The sequence below is a fragment of the Rhodospirillum centenum SW genome, from assembly GCF_000016185.1.
GTDB lineage: Bacteria > Pseudomonadota > Alphaproteobacteria > Azospirillales > Azospirillaceae > Rhodocista > Rhodocista centena.
The window spans coordinates 2,825,147-2,844,067 of record NC_011420.2; the positions used below are offsets into that span (position 1 = coordinate 2,825,147).

Annotated in this window: 15 protein-coding genes; 8 read left to right on the forward strand and 7 right to left on the reverse strand. The window is 71.1% G+C overall.

Translation table 11 applies throughout. The features are described from left to right. The first annotated feature begins 3 nt into the window (after positions 1-3). The gene (gene glgA / locus RC1_RS13130) at positions 4-1,521 is read left to right on the forward strand and encodes a glycogen synthase GlgA (RefSeq protein ID WP_012567899.1); all 1,518 of its coding nucleotides are present in this window, start codon (positions 4-6) and stop codon (positions 1,519-1,521) included. Between the two features lie 154 nt (positions 1,522-1,675). Continuing rightward, positions 1,676-4,207: an ATP-binding protein gene (locus RC1_RS20205; RefSeq protein ID WP_012567900.1), complete on the forward strand. Its 2,532-nt coding sequence runs from the start codon at positions 1,676-1,678 to the stop codon at positions 4,205-4,207. Positions 4,208-4,332: 125 nt separating this feature from the next. Here the strand turns inward: RC1_RS20205 and RC1_RS13140 are convergent, their stop codons facing one another. After that, positions 4,333-4,572, reverse strand: a complete 240-nt coding sequence (locus RC1_RS13140; RefSeq protein ID WP_012567901.1) for a hypothetical protein — start codon at positions 4,570-4,572, stop codon at positions 4,333-4,335. A 132-nt stretch (positions 4,573-4,704) separates the two neighbouring features. Here RC1_RS13140 and RC1_RS13145 point away from each other — a divergent pair, with 132 nt between their 5' ends. Next, the gene (locus tag RC1_RS13145) at positions 4,705-5,163 is read left to right on the forward strand and encodes an acyl-CoA thioesterase (protein ID WP_012567902.1); all 459 of its coding nucleotides are present in this window, start codon (positions 4,705-4,707) and stop codon (positions 5,161-5,163) included. Next, positions 5,160-6,509: a class I SAM-dependent RNA methyltransferase gene (locus tag RC1_RS13150; RefSeq protein ID WP_012567903.1), complete on the forward strand. Its 1,350-nt coding sequence runs from the start codon at positions 5,160-5,162 to the stop codon at positions 6,507-6,509. Before RC1_RS13145 ends, RC1_RS13150 begins: the two co-directional genes overlap by 4 nt. A 16-nt stretch (positions 6,510-6,525) precedes the next feature. On the opposite strand, the gene RC1_RS13155 is transcribed toward RC1_RS13150, so the two are convergent. From RC1_RS13155 to RC1_RS13180, 6 genes are all read right to left on the reverse strand, one after another. Continuing rightward, positions 6,526-7,194 carry a GNAT family N-acetyltransferase gene (locus tag RC1_RS13155; RefSeq protein ID WP_012567904.1) on the reverse strand — a complete coding sequence of 223 codons (669 nt, stop codon included), beginning with the start codon at positions 7,192-7,194 and terminating at the stop codon, positions 6,526-6,528. Positions 7,195-7,202: 8 nt separating this feature from the next. Continuing rightward, positions 7,203-8,078 carry a class I SAM-dependent methyltransferase gene (locus RC1_RS13160; RefSeq protein WP_202795540.1) on the reverse strand — a complete coding sequence of 292 codons (876 nt, stop codon included), beginning with the start codon at positions 8,076-8,078 and terminating at the stop codon, positions 7,203-7,205. An 80-nt stretch (positions 8,079-8,158) separates the two neighbouring features. Beyond that, positions 8,159-8,455 (reverse strand): toxin-antitoxin system HicB family antitoxin, encoded by a 297-nt coding sequence (locus RC1_RS13165; protein ID WP_012567906.1) that lies wholly within the window; start codon positions 8,453-8,455, stop codon positions 8,159-8,161. Continuing rightward, positions 8,410-8,880: a putative toxin-antitoxin system toxin component, PIN family gene (locus tag RC1_RS13170; protein ID WP_012567907.1), complete on the reverse strand. Its 471-nt coding sequence runs from the start codon at positions 8,878-8,880 to the stop codon at positions 8,410-8,412. Before RC1_RS13170 ends, RC1_RS13165 begins: the two co-directional genes overlap by 46 nt. A gap of 47 nt (positions 8,881-8,927) precedes the next feature. Continuing rightward, positions 8,928-9,959 (reverse strand): NUDIX hydrolase, encoded by a 1,032-nt coding sequence (locus tag RC1_RS13175; RefSeq protein ID WP_012567908.1) that lies wholly within the window; start codon positions 9,957-9,959, stop codon positions 8,928-8,930. A 286-nt stretch (positions 9,960-10,245) separates the two neighbouring features. Then, a complete protein-coding gene (locus RC1_RS13180; RefSeq protein WP_012567909.1) occupies positions 10,246-12,522 on the reverse strand; it encodes a S9 family peptidase in 2,277 nt (758 codons plus the stop codon). Between the two features lie 338 nt (positions 12,523-12,860). On the opposite strand from RC1_RS13180, the gene RC1_RS13185 reads away from it, so the two are divergent. From RC1_RS13185 to blaOXA, 4 genes are all read left to right on the forward strand, one after another. Beyond that, complete coding sequence (locus RC1_RS13185; RefSeq protein ID WP_041785357.1) at positions 12,861-13,079, forward strand: hypothetical protein; 219 nt, start codon at positions 12,861-12,863, stop codon at positions 13,077-13,079. A gap of 3 nt (positions 13,080-13,082) precedes the next feature. Further along, positions 13,083-13,412 (forward strand): type II toxin-antitoxin system RelE/ParE family toxin, encoded by a 330-nt coding sequence (locus RC1_RS13190; RefSeq protein WP_012567911.1) that lies wholly within the window; start codon positions 13,083-13,085, stop codon positions 13,410-13,412. A gap of 91 nt (positions 13,413-13,503) precedes the next feature. Continuing rightward, positions 13,504-17,001, forward strand: a complete 3,498-nt coding sequence (locus RC1_RS13195; protein ID WP_012567912.1) for an FAD-dependent oxidoreductase — start codon at positions 13,504-13,506, stop codon at positions 16,999-17,001. Positions 17,002-17,129: 128 nt separating this feature from the next. Further along, positions 17,130-17,855: a class D beta-lactamase gene (gene blaOXA / locus RC1_RS13200; RefSeq protein ID WP_202795541.1), complete on the forward strand. Its 726-nt coding sequence runs from the start codon at positions 17,130-17,132 to the stop codon at positions 17,853-17,855. Positions 17,856-18,921: the final 1,066 nt, after the last annotated feature.

Here is an 18,921-nt window from a genome sequence, read left to right on the forward strand (position 1 = left end):
ACCATGCGGGTTCTGTTCGTTGCCTCCGAGTGCTTCCCGTATGTGAAGACGGGCGGCCTTGCCGATGTCGTGGCCGCCCTGCCGGCGGCGTTGCGGGAACTGGGGATCGATGCGCGCCTGCTGCTGCCCGGCTATCCGCCGGTGCTGGCGGCGCTGGGGGAGGCACGGCCGCTGCGCGACCTGCCGCCCCTGCCGGGGGCCGGCGTCCCGGGCGGCCGCCTGCTGGCCGGAACGGGGACGGCGGACGGGGCGCGCGGGCCGGGGGCGCTGGACCCCGCGGTGCCGCTCTACGCCCTGGACCTGCCCGCCTTCTTCGGCCGCGGGGGCAACCCCTACAGCGACGCCGACGGGACGGACTGGCCCGACAACGCGCTGCGCTTCGCCAGCCTGTCGGCGGCGGCCGCCCGCATCGGCCTGGAGGGCGACGGCGAGGGCTGGCGGCCCGAGATCATCCATGCCCACGACTGGCAGACGGGGCTGGTCCCCGCCTATCTGCGCTTCGCCGCAGAACGGACGGGGGCGAAGCGCCCGGTCAGCGTCTTCACCATCCACAACCTGGCCTTCCAGGGGCTGGTCCCGCCCGCCCTGCTGGCGGACCTGGACCTGCCGCCGCACAGCTTCTCCATCCACGGGCTGGAGTTCCACGGGAAGATCGGGCTGCTGAAGGCGGGTCTCTACTATGCCGACAAGCTGACCACCGTCAGCCCGACCTACGCGCAGGAGATCCAGGGCCCGGCGATGGGATTCGGGCTGGACGGGCTGCTGCGCGCCCGCGCCCGCGACCTGAGCGGCATCCTGAACGGGGTGGACCTGGGGCTGTGGAACCCGGCGTCCGACCCGCTGATCCCGGCGCGCTACGACGCCACCCTGCTGGAGGCGCGGCAGGCCGCGAAGGCGGAACTGCGGCACGCCTTCGGCCTGGGCTCCGTCCCCGACGGCCCGCTGTTCGCCGTCGTCAGCCGGCTGACCCACCAGAAGGGCATCGACCTGGTGCTGGAGGCGCTGCCGCGCCTGCTGGCCCTGGGCGGCCAGCTCGCCATCCTGGGCACCGGCGACAAGGTGCTGGAGCAGGCGGCAGCGGCGGCCATGCACGACCATCCCGGCCGCGTCGGGCTGGTGCGCGCCTATGACGAGGCCCTGTCGCACCGCATCCAGGCCGGCGCCGACGTGCTGCTGGTGCCGTCGCGCTTCGAGCCCTGCGGCCTGACCCAAATGTACGCCCTGCGCTACGGGGCGCTGCCGCTGGTGTCGCGCGTCGGCGGACTGGCCGATACGGTGACGGACGTGACGGAGTCGAGCCTCGCCGACGGCAGCGCCACGGGCTTCGTCTTCGAGCCCGTGGGCCTGATGCCCCTGATCCACGCGATGGAGCGGGCGGCGGCGCTGTGGCGGCGGCCGGATCTGTGGCGGACGGTGCAGCGCAACGCCATGGGGCGGGATGTCGGCTGGGCCGCCTCCGCCCGGCACTATGCCGACCTGTACCGGCAGGCGGTCATGGACACGACCCTGCTTTCCAAGTAATATCTGCTGCGAGCCGAAGGAAAAATGGCTGAATTCTTCCGCCTCATCGAAATGTGCACCGATCGTACTACCTCGGAAGTATAGTTTTCCTTATTTCCGACGGGACAGGACCGGCAGCAGGGCCGATGAACTCCGCAAGGCTGCGGGAAGGTCCATGAAATATTTCCGATGGCTGGTCCCCGCAACGATCGCCGTTCCGTTGCTGATGCTGGGCGCGATCATCTCCCTCAACCGTGTCGAGGTGCGCCGCGAGGCGGAGGCCGGCCTGCTGCGGGATACGGACGTGCTGTACGAGCACGCGTTGAAGGTCTTCGAGACACAGGAGCTGCTGGTCGCGGAGATGGCCCGCCGGGCCGAGACCCGCCGGGCCCGGGACATGGGCTGGGACCGGATCGCCCAGGAACAGGACCTGCACGGCTGGATGGCGGGAATGGTCGCCCGCTACGCCCAGCTCGATTCCCTGGCCCTGGTCGATGGCGACGGGCAGGTGCGGCTGTCCAGCCGCATGTTCCCGACGGCCGGCGTGGACATCGCGGACCGCAGCTACTTCCAGAAGCTCCGGCAGGGCGGCTCGCTGGCGGTCAGCGAGACCCTGCCCAGCCGCATGACGGGCCGGCCCCACTTCAACCTCGCCCGCCGGCTGGAGCGGCCCGACGGGAGCTTCGACGGGCTGGCCCTGGCGTCGATCCGGCCGGACTATTTCCTGGAGTTCTGGCGCTCTGCCGTGAGCCTTCCCGGCACCGCGGTCGCGCTGGTCCGGCTGGACGGGGCGGTGCTGGCGCGCTGGCCGGCGCTGCCCCGGGACGGGACGGACCGCCATGCCGACGACTCCCCCCTGGTGCGGCAGATCAACGACACTTCGCAGGGGCTGATCCCGCGCGCCGTGACGCCGGACGGGATCACGCGGCTGGTCGCCTTCCGGCGGCTGGGGCGCTATCCGCTGGCCGTGCTGGCCGGGCGGACACCGTGGGAGATCTATGCACCCTGGCGGCGTGATGCGCTGGTGACCCTCCTGGTCGGGCTGGCGGCGATGCTGCTGCTGCTGCCGCTGGCCCTGCTGGCCCGGCGCTCGGCCCGGCGGGAGCAGGGGGCGGTCGCGTCGCTGCGCCACGAGGCGGCGCGGCGGGCCTCGACCGAGCAGGCTCTGCGCCAGAGCGAGGCCCGCTACCGCGGCTATTTCGCCAACACCGGCGACCTTCAGTTCGTGCTGGCCGTGCGCCCGGACGGCGGCTTCGGGATCGAGGATGTGAACCCCGCCTTCGAGGCCGCCGCCGGGCCGGGACTTGCGGCCTTGCGCGGGCGCGGCCCGGACATGCCGGAACCGGACATGCTGGAACCGGACACGCTGGAACCGGCCGGGCCGGGTCCCCTCCGGCGCGACTGGTGCCGGCGCTGCGTCGAGACCGGCGAGCGGCAGGTCTATCAGGAGAGCAGCGCCGGGGCGGAGGGAAAGCGCGACTACGAGGTCCTGCTGGTGCCGCTGCGCGACGATGCGGGCGCCATCACCCGCATCCTGGGCTCTGCCCGCGACGTGACCGAGCGGCGGCAGGCGCAGGAACGCCTGTTCCAGGCCCAGAAGCTGGAGACGGTGGGGCAGCTCACCGGCGGCGTGGCGCACGATTTCAACAATCTGCTGACGGCCATCGTCAACAATCTGGAACTGGCCCGGCGCGACCCCGCCGGCGCAGCGGAACGGCTGGAGGGGGCGCTGAAGGCGGCGCGGGCCGGAACCGAACTGGTCCGCCGGCTGCTGGCCTTCGCCCGCATGCAGCCGCTGGAACCACAGCCGACCGACCCTGGCCGGCTGCTGCACGACATCCTGCCGCTGCTGCGGCGCGCCGTGGGAGAGCGGGTGGAGGTCAGCGTGACGGCCGGCCGTCGCCTGCCGCCCGTCCTGGTGGACCCGGTGCAGTTGGAGAACGCGCTGCTGAACCTGGCCGTGAACGCCCGCGACGCCATGCCCGGGGGCGGCAGGCTGGAAATCCGCGCCGGGGTGGAACTGGCGGAGGACGGCACGCCCCAGGTGGTTCTGACGGTGGCCGACACCGGCACCGGCATGACGCCGGAGGTGGCGCAGCGGATGTTCGAACCCTTCTTCACCACCAAGCCGCCGGGCAAGGGCACGGGGCTGGGGCTGGCCAGCCTTTACGGCTTCGTGCGCCAGTCGGGCGGACAGGTCCGGGTGGAGACGGCGCCGGGCCGCGGCACCGTGTTCCACCTGTCGTTCCCGGCGCGTCCCGGCCTGTCCGTGCCATCGCAGCCGGCCGAGCCGTCGCCCCCCGCCATGACGGGGGTACAGGGCGCGCGCGTTCTGCTGGTGGAGGACGAGGCGCTGGTGCGGCTTTCCACCGTGGCGCTGCTGCGCGACCTGGGCTACCGGGTGGAGGACTGCGCCTCGGCCGAAGCGGCGCTGGAACGGCTGGCCGGCAGCCCGGACGGAAACGGGGAGTTCGACCTGCTGCTCACGGACATCGGACTGCCCGGCATGGACGGGCGGACGCTGGCGTCACGGGCGGCGGAGCTGCGGCCCGGCATGGCCGTGGTGCTGATGACCGGCTATGACCGGACGGGCAGCGATGGCGGCGGGCGCTGGGCCCATCTGGACAAACCCTTCGCACCACAACATCTGGCGGAAACCGTGGCCCGGGCGCTGGGGGGAGAGCGGCCGCTGGCGCAGGCGGTATGACACCGGCGGGATCTGATCCGGCGTGAAGGGGCATGGGAGCGCCTGGCAGGGGCGCCAGGAAGGGGCGCCCGGCAGACACGGAACGGGGCCGTTCGGCCCCGTTCCGCCGACGGGTCCGGGAAACCCTATTCCTCGTCGTCCTCGCCGTCCTGCTCGATCTGGTTGGCGAGATCGCGCAGCATGTCGACGACATCCTCATGGCTGGTCTCGTCGACCGCCTGATTGACGGCCACCTCGATCATGGCCACCGCGACGTAGGCCGAGAGGGAGCCGCCCTCCTTCATGGCCGCTTCCAGGTGCCTCTCGGCGATGTCCAGCGCCTTGTCGAACAGCTGTTCTGCGGCAGAATTGTTGGTGTCAGTCATGGGAAGGACCCTTTCCCGTCTTGGGGGTAGCTCGACGCGCCCCTCATATCACCGATTTCCCTGCGCCGCTTGCCAAATCGACGGGCAGCACCTATGCCGTTCCCGTCAACCCGATGTCTGTCCGGAGGTTCCTTGGAGTCCCGTTCCCGCGGCGATGCCCCGCCCGTCCCGGCCCCCGATCTGGCCGCGTCCGGCGCCTACCGGATCTGGGTGCGGGAGCATGTCCGCTTCGCCGATCTGGACCCGCTGGGCCATGCCAACAACAACTCGATCGGCGTCTATTTCGAGAGCGGCCGGCTGGGCCTGCACGACGCCGCCGGGCTGCCGGTCCTGATGCGCGGCACCGCCGTCGTGCTGGCCCGGCTGGCGATCGACTTCCGGGCGGAGATCCATTTCCCGAACGAGCTGCGCATCGGCGTCGGCGTGCTGCGGGTCGGCCGCACGAGCTGGACGACGGGCGCGGGCCTGTTCGTGGACGGGCGCTGCTGCGCCACCAGCGAGGCCGTGACCGTGCTGATCGACCGCGAGACGCGGCGTCCGATCCCGCTGCCGGCGGACATGCGCGACGCGCTGTCGGAGTTCCTGCTGTGAGCCCGCGCCGTCCCCCCGGGCGCGGCCGCCCCGGGAACAGGCCGGAACGCCGGTCGGAGTCCCGCCCCGAACCGCCCGTCCGCGGCCCCGTCGAGATCGTGGTCGAGCGCGTCGGCGCCCGCGGCGACGGTCTGGCCGAGTGGCAGGGCCACCGGCTCTACGTGCCGCAGGCGCTGGCCGGCGACCGCATGATGGTGACCTTCGGGGAGCCGCGGGCGGACGGCTGGGAGGCCGTGCCCGTGACCCTGCTGGCGGAAGCGCCCGGCCGGGCCGACCCGCCCTGCCCGCACGCCGGCCTGTGCGGCGGCTGCGCGCTCCAGCACATGGACGACGCGACCTACGCCGCCTGGAAGACGGACCTGCTGGCCTCGGCGCTGGAGCGGGCCGGGCTGGCGGGGCCGGAGGTGCGGCTGAACCCGCTGGTGCGAACGCCCCCCGGAAGCCGGCGCCGCGCCGTGCTGACGGCCGTGCGGCGGGGCCGCCGGCTCTGGCTGGGCTTCAACGAGCGCGCCTCGCACCGGCTGGTGGATGTGGAGACCTGCCCCGTGCTGGCGCCGGCCCTGGCGGCACTGCTGGCGCCGCTGCGCGCGGTGCTGGCGGACATCCTGTCCGACGGGCAGCAGATCGATGTCGCCCTGACCCTGCTGGACGACGGTCCCGACCTGGTGCTGGAGGGGCTGCCGGAGCCGGACCTGCCGCGGCTGGAAGCCCTGTCCGCCTTTGCCGGGGCGCAGGATCTGGCGCGGCTGTCCTACCGGACGAAGCCGGGCGGCGACGCCCTGCCGGTGGCCCGCCGCCGCACCGGGCTGGTCGGCTTCGGCGGCGTCACGGTCAGCCCCGCCCCCGGCGCCTTCCTCCAGGCCAGCCGGGAGGGGGAGGCCGCCCTGGTCGCCGCGGCCCTGTCCGGCTGCGCCGGGGCGGAGAGCGTGGCCGACCTGTTCGCCGGCAGCGGCACCATCGGCTTCCCGCTGGCGGCCCGGACCCGCGTCCACGCGGTGGAGGGGGACGCCCAGGCCCTGGCCACGCTGGACCAGGGGGCGCGGCAGCTTGCCGGCCGCCTGACGATGGAGCGGCGCGACCTGTTCCGCGATCCGGTGACGGCCGCCGAGCTGGCCCGCTTCCAGGCCGTGGTGATCGACCCGCCCCGCGCCGGCGCCCAGGCGCAGGCGGCGGAGCTGGCCCGGTCCGCCGTGCCGGCCGTGGTGGCGCTGTCCTGCAACCCGGCCACCTTCGTGCGCGACGCCCGCACGCTGGTGGAGGGCGGCTACCGCCTGCTGGAGGTCACGCCCATCGACCAGTTCCTCTGGTCGCCGCACCTGGAACTGGCCGCCCTGTTCCGGCGCTGACGGGGGCCGGTGCCGGTCAGCCTCCGGCCGCAGGCCCCCCGGCCCGATGGCCCCCGGACAGATGGCCCCCGGACAGATGGCCCCCGGCACGATGATCCCCGGCCCGCAGCCGGTACAGCACATGCCGCCGCATCGGATGGTCGGGGCCCAGCCGGGGATGGTCGAAATCGTCCGCCGGGTTGCGCGCCATGCCCAGCCGCTCCATCACCGCGCGGGAGGCGCGGTTGTCGGGCCGGGTCAGGGCGACGATCTCCGCCAGCCCCAGGGTGCCGAAGCCGAACGACAGGCAGGCGCGGGCCGCCTCCGTGGCGTAGCCGCGGCCCCACCAGGGACGGGCGAGGCGCCAGCCGACCTCCACGCAAGGGGTGAAATGCGCCTCGAACGCCGTCACCAGCAGGCCCACCATGCCGACGAAGGGGGCCGTGCCCGGCACCTCCACCGCCCAGAAGGTGAAGCCGTGCCGGTCGTAATGCGCCATGATCCGATCGACCAGGGCGTCGCTCGCCGCCCGGCTGAGCGTCTCCGGGAAGTGGCGCATCACCTCGGGATCGGCGTTCAACGCCGCGAACGGCGCCAGATCATCCGCCCGGAACGGCCGCAGCACCAGCCGCTCCGTGCGCAGCGAGGCCGGCGGCACGGACAGGGTCCGGGGGTCCTGGACCGGAGAGTCCGGGCGGATGTCCATGGCCTGCCTCAGCCCGCCGGCTTGACGAACTTCAGCGTCATCCGGTCGCTCTCGCCGATGGCGAGGTACTTGTCGCGGTCCTGGTCCTTCAGCGTCAGCGTCGGCGGCAGGGTCCAGACGCCCTTGGGATGATCCTTGGTGTCCTTGGGGTTGGCGTTGACCTCGCTGGACCCGGCGAAGGTGAAGCCCGCCTTCTCCGCCAGGGCGATCACCGTGTCCTGGCGGACATAGCCGCTGGCGGCCTTGGGATCCTGCGGCTGGTCGGCGGCGGCGCGGTGCTCGACCACGCCCAGCACGCCGCCCGGCTTCAGCGCCGCATACATGGCGGCGAAGGCCTGCTCGGCCCAGCCGGCCGCCATCCAGTTGTGGACGTTGCGGAAGGTCAGCACCAGATCGGCCGTGCCCGCCGGCACCGGGGCCAGATCGTCCGGACCGAACTCCGCCACCTCCACCTTGCCGTAGACCTCGGGGGCGGCCTTCAGCTTCTCGTCGAAGCGGGCCAGGGTGCGCTGCATGTACTCGCTCTTGCTCTGCCGGTCCGGGCCGGCGGCGACATAGCGGCCCTTGTCCTTGAGGACGGGGGCCAGCACTTCGGTGTACCAGCCGCCGCCGGGCGAGATCTCGACCACCGTCTGATCGGCGGAGAGGCCGAAGAAGGCCAGCGTCTCCTTCGGGTGGCGGTACACGTCGCGCGCCTTGTTGGCGTCCGAGCGATGCGCGCCGGCCAGCGCCGTTTCCAACGCCGCGGCCGTGGCGGCGTCCAGCGCCGCCGGCGTCAGGTCAGCGTGGGTCCGGTCCGCGGACGCCGTGTCCGCGCGGGCCGGCCCCGCCAGCGCCAGACCCGCCAGCACTGCCGTGGCGAGCATCTTCGTTGCCGTCCTCATGGGTCCTCCCTTGGTTCTGCGCATCGGTCGCGCGCCCCGGAGGTAATGTCGCCCACCCGGTTCCGCCAGTCCCGGCCGGACTACCGGGCCGCGTCCGCGCCGTCCGCTCCGGTGCGCTCCAGCCAGCCCTCGGGGATCTCGTCGCCCTCCCGCACGGAGGCGCCGCCCGCCTTGGCGAGCAGCCGCTCGAAGTCGCCGGGGACGGCACGGGCCTGCCGCAGGGCGAAGTATTCCCGCGTGCGCAGAGCGGCGAGCTTCTCGGCGATCGCCATGACGATGAGCTGGTTGACCGAGGTTTCGTCCTTCTCGGCCCGCTCTTTCAGTTCCTGCATCATCGATGGCGGAACGCGGAGAGCGAAGTTGCTGACGGTCGCCATTCGAGCCTCCCCAGTACGTCGCCCGGCCGGCCGACCGGGATTCCCAGGCCGGGATGCCGGTCATCGGCGGGGCGGAAATCCCGCAGGTTGAACGTCACGATCATGTCGGCTGCCCCGTTCAGGGCAACGTCGACGAACAGTTCGTCATCCGGGTCCCGGATGGAAGGGCGCCAGGAAAAATGCGGTTCCACCCAGTCCGCAAGGGCCGTCCACTGATCCAGGAAACGGTCCACCTCCGCGCGGGAAAGCCCCATGGCGATCAGATTCCCCGGGCGCTTGAGGACGGCCTCGTACTCCAGCAGGGTGGACAGGCTGACCAGCGGGGTGACGACGCCTTCCCATGCCGCAATGAGAATGACCCGGGACGCGCCCATCCGACTCATCAGGCCGCTGAGCATCACGTCCGTATCAAGGACCAGTCTCATACTGCGGACGATATTGCTCAGAACGCATCTCGGTCAAGGGATCGCCCCTACTCCGTGATGCGGATGGCCGGCAGGCCGACGCCGGCCGCGGCGCGTTCGCGCAGCACGTCGCGGCGGAAGCGGTGCAGTTCCGCCGGGCGGCCGCCCGTGTTCGCCTCCAGCGCGCCGGTCGGCTCGACCAGCCCGCCGGCCAGGACCAGACGGCGGAAGTTCTGCTTGTGCAGCCGCACGCCCGACAGCGCCTCCACCACCACCTGCAACCGGCCCAGGGTGAACTGCGCCGGCAGCAGGTCGAAGACGACCGGACGGTACTTCAGCTTGCCGCGCAGACGGCCCAGTGCCACGGCCAGGATGCGGCGGTTGTCGTGCGCCATCGGCGTGCCCAGGCCGGCCGCCGCCGCCGGCGCGTCGGTCCAGTCGGGATCGGCAAGGCCGTGGGGGGCGCGGAGGGCGCGGTCGCGCCAGGCCTCCTCCACCAGTCCCGCGCTGTAGAGAAGCTCGTAGCGTTCCAGCACCCGTTCGGGGTCCCAGAGGTCGTCATCCGCCGGAAAGGTGGTGGAGACGCGCTCGGCCCGCTTGCGCCCGGCGGCCTCGTCCGGGGCCGCGGCGGCCCAGCGGTGCAGGGCCGGCAGGATGGTCTGGGTCAGCAGGTCCGGCTTGCCGTCGCGCCAGTCCTCCCAGGGGAAGTGGTCGTACCAGTCGTGCCATTCCGCCCCGCCCGAGCCGGAGAGCGGCGCCTCCTGCACCAGCGCCATGTAGCCGACCGAGACGACGCGCGGCCCGCCGTCCAGTTCGCGCGGATCGCGGTAGCGGTCCCCGAAGGTGTAGAGCTGCTCGACATAGCGCAGCGGCAGGCCGGTCTGTTCCGACACCCAGCGGCGCAGGCCCAGTTCCAGCGTGCGGTCGCGCTCGGGGGCGAAGGGACCGAAGGGCAGGCTGTCGGCGGGGGCGGCATCCGGCCCCTCCTCCCGCGCGCTGCGCTGTTCGGGCGTGGCGAGGTCGTGGGTCAGGCGGCGCACGGCCAGCACGCGCGGCACCTCCTCCGTCACCGCGACGATGACGGCGGTCAGCCCCAGCACGGTCGGCTGCGGTCCTCCCGAGGGCGCCCCCTCTGCCCGTGCGCCACCCGCCTGTGCGACGCCCGATGGCGCGGACCCCGGCGATGCGGCCCCGTCCCGTCCGGTCCGTATGAATTCCCCTTCGGCCACCCGTTCCCCCCGACCCGATGTTCCGGGCGGTCGGACTATCGTCCAGGGGCGGGGTCCGGGGCAACGCCCATCGGCCCCGAAGGCGTTCCGGCAGATGGCAGGGAAAGCGGACGGCGGGGGAGCGGACGGCCCTGCGACGGGCCGCCCGCCATACCCGTTACTGCACCCCGTGCGCCCGCAGCAGGAAGGCGGTGGACAGCGCCACCTCCTTCAGCTTGTCGAACCGGCCCGAGGCGCCGCCGTGCCCGGCGCCCAGGTTGGTGTAGGAGAGCAGCACGTTGTCGTCCGTCTTCCTGGCCCGCAGCAGCGCCGCCCACTTCGCCGGTTCCCAGTAGGTCACCTGGCTGTCGGCGATGCCCGCCGTGATCAGCGTGTGCGGATAGGCGCGGGCCGTGACGTTGTCGTAGGGGCTGTACGACTTCATCCGGAAATAGGCGTCCTTCTCGTTGGGATTTCCCCACTCGTCATATTCGCCCGCGGTCAGCGGCAGGCTGTCGTCCAGCATGGTGGTGACGACGTCCACGAAGGGCACATGGGCGACCGCGGCCCCGTACAGCCCTTCCGGCGCCATGTTCATCACCGCCCCGACCAGCAGGCCGCCGGCCGAGCCGCCGGACAGGCTGACATTGCCCGCCCGGGCATAGCCCTTCTTCACCAGGAACTGCGTGGCGTCGATGAAGTCGGTGAAGGTGTTGACCTTGTGCTCCAGCTTGCCGTCCTCGTACCAGCCGCGGCCGAGATCGTCGCCGCCGCGCACATGCAGGATGGCGAAGGCGAAGCCGCGGTCCAGCAGCGACAGCCGGCTGGGGGAGAAGGTCGGGTCGGTGCCGTAGCCGTAGGAGCCGTAGCCGTAGACATGCAGCGGCGCCGAACCGTCGGTCGGCCGGTCCTTGCGGTAGACGATGCTGACCGGGATCATGGTCCGGCCGTCGCGGGCCGGGGCCATCAGCCGCTCGCTGGTGTAGAGACTGGCGTCGTAGCCGCTGGGGATCTCCTGCACCTTGCGCACGGTCAGGGTGCGGGCCTTCATGTCGTAGTCGTAGGTGGTGGGCGGCGTCACCAGCGACTGGTAGGACAGGCGCAGCGTGCCGGTCTCGTAATGCTCGTTGGCGCCCGCGCCCACGGTGAAGGCGGCGTCGGGGAAGGCGACCGTGTGCTCGTTGCCCTGGGCATCGCGCACCCGCACCCGGTCCTGGCCGTCCAGCTTGTCGAAGATGACCAGCCAGTCCTTGAAGGCGATGACATCGGTCAGATAGACGTGGTCGTCGCCGGGGAGGACCTCGACCCAGTTCTCCTTGCGCGGGTCGGCGGCGGGCGCCTTGACCAGCCGGAAGTTCCGGTGCGTGTCGTTGGTGCGGATCCAGAGCGTGTCGCCCTGGTTTGTGACATAGGTCTCGACGAAGGGCTTGCGCTCCACGAACAGGGTCGGCTTCGCCTCCGGCCTGTCGGCCGGCAGCAGCCGCACCTCGTTGGTGGCATTGTTGTCGGAATAGATGACGAGGAGTTCGCCCGACAGGGTGCGGCCGATGCCCACGGTCCAGGGCCCGTCCGGTTCCTCATGCACCACCACGTCGTTGCCGGGCGCCTCGCCCAGGGTGTGGCGCAGGATCTTCTTCGGCCGGATGTTCTCGTCCTGAAGGTTGTAGAACAGGTACTTGCCGTCGGCCGACCAGGCCAGGGAGGCGCTGCTCGTCTCCGTCAGGTCGGGCAGGAACTTGCCCGTCTGAAGGTCCTTGATGCGGACGGTGAAGCGGATCGAGCCGTCATCGTCCTCGGCGAAGGCGAGATAGCGGCCGTCCGGGCTGGGGGCGAAGGCGCCGACCCGGGTGTAGCCGGTGCGCCCGGCCAGCTCGTTCACGTCCAGGATGGTGGCGAAGGGGGCGTCGGTCTTCCCCCAGGGGCGGCGGACGAAGATCGGGTACTGCTTGCCCGTCTCGAAACGGGACTGGTACTCCCAGTCGCCCTCGCGGTAGGGGACGCCGGTGTCGTCCTGCTTGATGCGGGCCAGCATCTCGTCGAACAGCGACTTGCGCAGGCCCGTCTCCTCGCCGCCCAGCACCTGGTCGATATAGGCGTTCTCGGCCTTCAGCTGGGCCAGGATCGCCTCGTCGTCCACGGTCGGATAGTCAGGGTCGCGCATCCAGAAATAGTCGTCCACCCGCACGTCGCCATGCTTCTCAAGCGTGGTCGGGGCGACCTTCGCCACCGGCGGCGGACCGAAACTGCTCTGCTTGAAGGCCACGGTCTTGGCATCCTTGGTTGTCGCGGCGGAAGCGGCGGAGGCGCCCGTCGCCGGCAGCGCCAGCAGGGCCAGCCCGAGGGCGGCCCCGATCAGGGCCCGGGACGCGGCCCCCGGAGCGGGGACGCCGCCGGTCGGGCGATTGCCGGCCGGCCGGCCGGATGGGGTCTGGCCGGATCTGGAACGTGCCGTCATCAACACACCACTCCCTGTCTGAGGTCCTGAACGAGAATAGGATCGCCCCCGCCGCCCGGCCATATCCATTTGCGCGGGGACCGCTGGGGCCGGAGGTCGAAGCCCGGCCATCGGGTCACGTTGATGTCGTCAACGATGATCCAGGAGGGGGCGGCGTCCAGCCCGAGATGCGGCTTGACCTTCGCGGGGATCGGGATGCCCCGTCCCGCCGCAGGCTCCGTGTGCGTGATGGGAAGCAGACAGGCGCGGGGAATGCCGTCCTTGACGCCCGTGGCGAGGATCAGCGCGGGCCGGTCCGGTGTTGGACGGTGGCGTCATTGGCGTGCTACAGTCCTCCCATGCCTCCGATCCCGCGCCCCCATCCCGCCTCGACGGACGCCGCCGGCAGCCGGACCGGCGACGCGGATCTGCGCCGCGCCGTGGAGACCGGCGTCGCCCAGCTCGACCGCGGCGAACGGATCGCGCTGGAGGATGTCGAAGCCTGGGTCGCCTCCTGGGACGGCGCCGGGGAACGCCCGATGCCCACGGCCGGGGCCGGGCGGGACGACCGCCGCTGACGCATGGGCCGGAGGGTCTTCCTCTCCCCCGCGGCGGTCCGCGATCTTCAATACATCAGGGACTGGTATACCCAGGCGGGCGCCGGACCGCGCGCGAAGGCGACGGTCACCCGTATCCTGCGAGGTATCCGCGATCTTGCCCGCACCCCGTTTCTCTGGCCGCTGCGCGGCGGGAGCGACGGCACTCGCCAAGCCGTGGTCGCCGGGCATGTCATCCTCTATCGCGTCAGCGGCGATCAGGCCGCCCCTGCCGGCGACGTGGAGGTGGTCCGCATCCGCGGGCCGGGCCAGGACCATCCGGAGGTCCCGCGACCGGAGCGCGGGCATGAGTGACGGCAGTCATTGCGTCACATCAACGAGGGGCTGCGGTGACCGCGCTATGCAGGCATAGTCTCCGTCCCCTGCAACGAGCGCCCGTCCCGTCATGAGCGACCTGCGACTTTCCTTCGGTCTCGGCTTCGGCGACCTCTACGACCGCGACGGTCTGGTACGGATCGACAAGGCGTTCCTGACCCATCTGGGCGAGGCGGATGCGGCCCTGCGCGACCGCCTGCTGGCCGGCCGGGCCGATCCCGCCGCCCTGGACGCCAAGGTCGAGAGCGAGCTGCTGATCGCGCTGGGTCCGCACCTGGAGGATTTCCTCGCCCGCCTGTTCGGCATCGAGGGCGCCGTGCGGGAGCTTCAGGCCCGGCACCACGATCTGGCCCCGCTCTATACCGCCAAGCGGCTGTTCGTGCAGCGCCGCGCCGCCAAGGCCGCCCGCCCGGAGGAGGCGGCAGCCCTGGACGGTGACGCCCTGCGCGCCGTCCTGGGGCTGGCGGAGGAGCCCGGCACCCCGGCCTTCGAGCTGGCCTTCGCCACCGCCGTGCAGGCCTGGGAGGCCGACGAGGCGGCCAACGCCGACCGGCTGGACGCCGCACTGAAGTACGGCGCCTGGGCGCTGTACGCCCCGGCCGGCCGGGCGCTCCACGGGGCCGGCGTGCTGTTCCAGGTCCCCGCCAGGACCGACCCGATGCATCTGGTCCATCCCGAGACGGTCGAGGTGGACGGCGTCACCATGCTGCAGCTTCCCTGGACACAGCGGCGGCACCGCGAAGGCTTCGCCCTGACCGACCAGGGTACCGACCTGCTGGGGGCGCTGGACGAGGCCAACTACTGCATCTGGTGCCACAACCAGGGCAAGGACAGCTGCTCCAAGGGCCTGCGCGACCGCAAGTCGGGCGAGTTCCAGAAGTCCGCCTTCGGCGTGCCGCTGGCCGGCTGCCCGCTGGAGGAGCGGATCAGCGAGTTCCACACGCTGAAGGCCGGCGGGGCGCCGCTGGGGGCGCTGGCGATGATCGCGGTGGACAACCCGCTGTGCGCCGCCACCGGCCACCGCATCTGCAACGACTGCATGAAGTCGTGCATCTACCAGCGGCAGGAGCCGGTGGACATCCCGCAGGCCGAGACGCGCACCCTGAAGGACGTGCTGTCGCTGCCCTGGGGCTTCGAGATCTACGGGCTGCTGACCCGCTGGAACCCGTTGAACCTGCGCCGTCCGCTGCCGCGGCCGGAGAGCGGGTACAAGGTGCTGGTCGTGGGGCTGGGTCCGGCCGGCTTCAACCTGTCGCACCACCTGCTGAACGACGGCCACACCGTCGTCGCCGTGGACGGGCTGAAGATCGAGCCGCTGCGGCCGGAGGTGTCCGGCGTGGACGCGCTGGGCCGCCGCGTGCCGTTCCAGCCGATCCGCGACATCGCCGACCTGCGCGAGCCGCTGGGCGGGCGCGTCATGGCCGGCTTCGGCGGCGTGGCCGAGTACGGCATCACCGTCCGCTGGGACAAGAACTTCCTGAAGGTCGTGCGCCTGCTGCTGGAGCGGCGGGCCGCCTTCGCCATGATCGGCGGCGTCCGCTTCGGCGGCACGCTGACCATCGACGACGCTTTCGAAGCCGGCTTCGACCACATCGCGCTGTGCATGGGGGCCGGCCGGCCGACCGTGATCCCGATGAAGAACGGGCTGGCCCGCGGCGTGCGGCAGGCCAGCGACTTCCTGATGGCGTTGCAGCTCACCGGGGCGGCGCGGCCCGACAGTCTGGCGAACCTGGAGGTGCGGCTGCCCATCGTGGTGATCGGCGGCGGCCTGACCGCCATCGACACGGCGACGGAGAGCCTGGCCTACTATCCGGTGCAGGTGGAGAAGTTCCTCTCCCGGTACGAGGTGCTGGCGCGCGAGCTGGGCGAGGAGCGCCTGCGCGCGGGCTGGAGCGAGGAGGAGCGGCTGACGGCGGACGAGTTCATCGCCCATGCCCGCGCCCTCCGCGCGGAGCGGGAGGTGGCGGCGCGCGAGGGGCGCACCCCCGCCGTGCAGCGCCTGCTGGCGGACTGGGGCGGCGCCACCCTGGCCTACCGCCGCCGCATGGTGGACGCGCCGAGCTACACCCTGAACCACGAGGAGATCGAGAAGGGCTTCGAGGAGGGCATCCGCTTCGTCGAGAACGCCACACCCAAGGCCGTGGAGACCGACCGGTTCGGCCATGCCGCCGGGCTGACCGTGGCGCTGGCCGACGGCACGGAGAAGACCCTGCCCGCCCGCACCGTGCTGGTCGCCGCCGGCACCCAGCCGAACACCGTGCTGGCCCGCGAGGACGGGCGCATCCTGCTGGACGGCAGGTACTTCCGCGCCCTGGACGAGGACGGCAACCCGGCCACGCCGGAGCGGCTGTCGAAGCCGGGGGCGGTGCATGTGCTGATGCACCGGCACGGGGACGGCCGCGGCGTCAGCTTCTTCGGCGACCTGCATCCGAGCTTCGCCGGCAATGTGGTGAAGGCCATGGGCGGGGCCAAGCAGGGCTATCCCGTGGTCAGCCGCATCCTCTCCCGCCGTCCGCCCGCCCCGGTCGAGGGCGCTGTGGGTGGCACGCCCGCCGGCGCCATCATCGGGCGCATGAACGCCGACCTGCGCGCCGTGGTCGAGCGGGTGGAGCGGCTGACGCCCACCATCATCGAGGTCGTGGTGCGCGCCCCGCGCGCCGCGCGCCGCTTCCAGCCCGGCCAGTTCTACCGCCTGCAGAACTTCGAGATGCTGTCCGACCGGGCCAAGGGCACGACCCTGGCGATGGAGGGGCTGGCCCTGACCGGCGCCTGGGTTGACAAGGAGAAGGGCCTGCTCGCCACCATCGTGCTGGAGATGGGCGGGTCCTCCGACCTGTGCTGCCTGCTGAAGCCGGGCACCCCGGTGATCCTGATGGGCCCGACGGGCGAGCCGACGGAGATCCCGGAGGGCGAGACGCTCTGCCTCGTGGGCGGCGGCCTGGGCAACGCCGTGCTGTTCTCCATCGGGCAGGCGGCGCGGGCCAAGGGCAACAGGGTGGTCTACTTCGCCGGCTACAAGAAGCTGATCGACCGCTACAAGGTGGAGCAGATCGAGGCGGCCGCCGACGAGGTGATCTGGTGCAGCGACGAAGCGCCGGGCTTCGCCCCGACCCGGCCGCAGGACCGCAGCTTCGTCGGCAACATCGTGCAGGCCATGGTGTCCTATGCCAGCGGGGCCCTGGGCGCGCCGGGCGTGCCGCTGGACCGGGTGGACCGCATCGTCGCCATCGGCTCCGACCGCATGATGGCGGCCGTCGCCATGGCCCGGCACGGGGCGCTGGCGCCCTACCTGAAGCCGGTCCACGCCGCCATCGGCTCCATCAACTCCCCCATGCAGTGCATGATGAAGGAGATCTGCGCCCAGTGCCTGCAGCTCCACAAGGACCCGGAGACGGGGGAGGAGACGGTGGTCTTCTCCTGCTTCAACCAGGACCAGAGCCTGGACCGGGTGGACTGGGGCGTGCTGCGCGAGCGGCTGGGCCAGAACGCCGTGCAGGAGAAGCTGACCGTCGCCTGGATCGACTGGTGCCTGGAGACGGGCCCCTGGGCACGGGCGGCGGCGGAGTAGGCAACCCGATGCGCCCGACGGCGGGGTGGCGGACACGGCGGACGGCGGCGCTAGTCACGGCGGGGCTCGCTGCCGTTCTTTTCTGCCTGCCGCCCGCGGCGGCGCGGGCGGAACCCGCCTGTTCCCTGGTGGTCGAAGCCGCGGATGGCACCGTCATCGCGCGCGAGGGGCCGGACTGCGCGGTGCCGGCCAGCCCGGCCTCGACCTTCAAGGTGGCGCTGGCCCTGATCGGCTTCGACAGCGGCATCTTGGAGGGACCGCACGCCCCGGCCTGGCCTTACCGGGAGGAATACGACGCCCCCCTGGAGAGCTGGAAGCGCACCATCGACCCGTCCGCCTGGCTGGCGGAGTCCGTCATCTGGTATTCGCAGGAACTGACCCGCCGGCTGGGGATGGCGCGGTTCCAGGCCTATGTTGACCGGCTGGACTATGGAAACCGTGACCTGAGCGGCAATCCGGGGAAGCATGACGGCCTGACCCGCGCCTGGCTCAGCTCGTCGCTGAAGATCACCCCCGTCGCGCAGGCCGCGCTGCTGCGTCGGCTGCTGGCCGGCACTCTGCCGGTGTCCACGGCGGCGCAGGAGAAGACCCGCGCCACGATGACGCCGGCAGGACCCGTCGCCGGCTGGGCCGTGCGGGGCAAGACCGGCACCGGCTTCCAGCCCGGCGCGGACGGCACGCCCGACCGCAGCCGCCCCTTCGGCTGGTATGTCGGCTGGGCGGAGAAGGACGGGCGCGCGCTGGTCTTCGTCCATCTGCTGAAGGACGGTCCCGGCGACGATGGCAGCCCCGCCGGCCCGCGCGCCCGGGCCGCCCTGCTGGAGCGGCTGGAGCGCCTGCTGCCGGCCCTTTGAGCCGCATGCCCGGCGGCGCTATACTCCGGCCATGCCCGCCACGCCCGCGCCCGCCACGGAGAAGCCCCTGTCCGACGCGCTGCCGCCAGAGCGGGTGGCGGACCTGATGGCGGTCAGGCGCGCGGCGGAAGCCACCCTGCCCGGCCGCGTGACGGGGGTCGTCCTGTTCGGCAGCCGTGCCCGCGGCGATGCAGATCCATCGAAAGCCCAAGACCCATGCGTGCTGGCCTCCAGACCCAGCCAGCAGCATGAATCACAAAATCAGCCCCGCGGGAATCCATCACGACTCCTCTCGCTCAGGAACCTCTCTAGAATCTTGATTAAATCTAAGGTATTTGTAAGTTCATGCGATTTCGCTTGTTCTTTTCGCCCGTATGGTCGGGCTCGGAACCCCCGCTTGCATGGAACCAGTGGGGAGGTGCCCGCCCGGTGCAGCAGCACCGGACGGGGTTACGGCTACAACGAACATGGAGATCATTGATGTCCGCATCGGCTTCGCGGCCGGTGCCGTTGGAGGCGCAGCGAGTCGTTGGCTCAGCATTAAGAAGTGGTGACCTCTTGCCGCGCCGGTGTTCCCGGCGCGGCAAAAACAAGTCCGAATCAAAGAGGAAATTATGATTTGGCTTGCGCTTCTTGCTGTTTTGCTTTTACTTGATCACATTACTACAGAATACGCCATAAGAAAACATGGGGTTGATATTGAATCAAATCCCCTTTCAAGGTGGATGCAAATCCGGTTCGGTGGAAATTTAACCTTCTTGGCGCAGTCCACATTAATGATGTCGCTTATGTTTTTAATGTATTATAATTTGCCTGAAATTATGTTCGTGCTGCCTTTAGCATTTTCTATAACGATTTTGAATAACTTGAGAGTAATTTTCTGCCTTTTGAGATCGAGAAGCAAAACCAATATTCTCTGACACGAGACTCGGTATGGGACAATATCGTCATGGCAAGTTGAGACTCAAAATGATGATTGCGCAGCAAAAAGTGATACGCCAATCAGAAGCCACCGAGTGCGGCATCGCCTGCATGGCCATGGTGATGGACCCCCATCGTCACGGGG

Coding starts and splice junctions, on each gene's coding strand:
- glgA (WP_012567899.1), top strand. CDS start 4: ATGCGGGTTCTGTTCGTTGCCTCCGAGTGCTTCCCGTATGTGAAGACG.
- RC1_RS20205 (WP_012567900.1), top strand. CDS start 1,676: ATGAAATATTTCCGATGGCTGGTCCCCGCAACGATCGCCGTTCCGTTG.
- RC1_RS13140 (WP_012567901.1), bottom strand. CDS start 4,572: ATGACTGACACCAACAATTCTGCCGCAGAACAGCTGTTCGACAAGGCG.
- RC1_RS13155 (WP_012567904.1), bottom strand. CDS start 7,194: ATGGACATCCGCCCGGACTCTCCGGTCCAGGACCCCCGGACCCTGTCC.
- RC1_RS13160 (WP_202795540.1), bottom strand. CDS start 8,078: ATGAGGACGGCAACGAAGATGCTCGCCACGGCAGTGCTGGCGGGTCTG.
- RC1_RS13165 (WP_012567906.1), bottom strand. CDS start 8,455: ATGGCGACCGTCAGCAACTTCGCTCTCCGCGTTCCGCCATCGATGATG.
- RC1_RS13170 (WP_012567907.1), bottom strand. CDS start 8,880: ATGAGACTGGTCCTTGATACGGACGTGATGCTCAGCGGCCTGATGAGT.
- RC1_RS13180 (WP_012567909.1), bottom strand. CDS start 12,522: ATGACGGCACGTTCCAGATCCGGCCAGACCCCATCCGGCCGGCCGGCC.
- RC1_RS13185 (WP_041785357.1), top strand. CDS start 12,861: ATGCCTCCGATCCCGCGCCCCCATCCCGCCTCGACGGACGCCGCCGGC.
- RC1_RS13190 (WP_012567911.1), top strand. CDS start 13,083: ATGGGCCGGAGGGTCTTCCTCTCCCCCGCGGCGGTCCGCGATCTTCAA.
- RC1_RS13195 (WP_012567912.1), top strand. CDS start 13,504: ATGAGCGACCTGCGACTTTCCTTCGGTCTCGGCTTCGGCGACCTCTAC.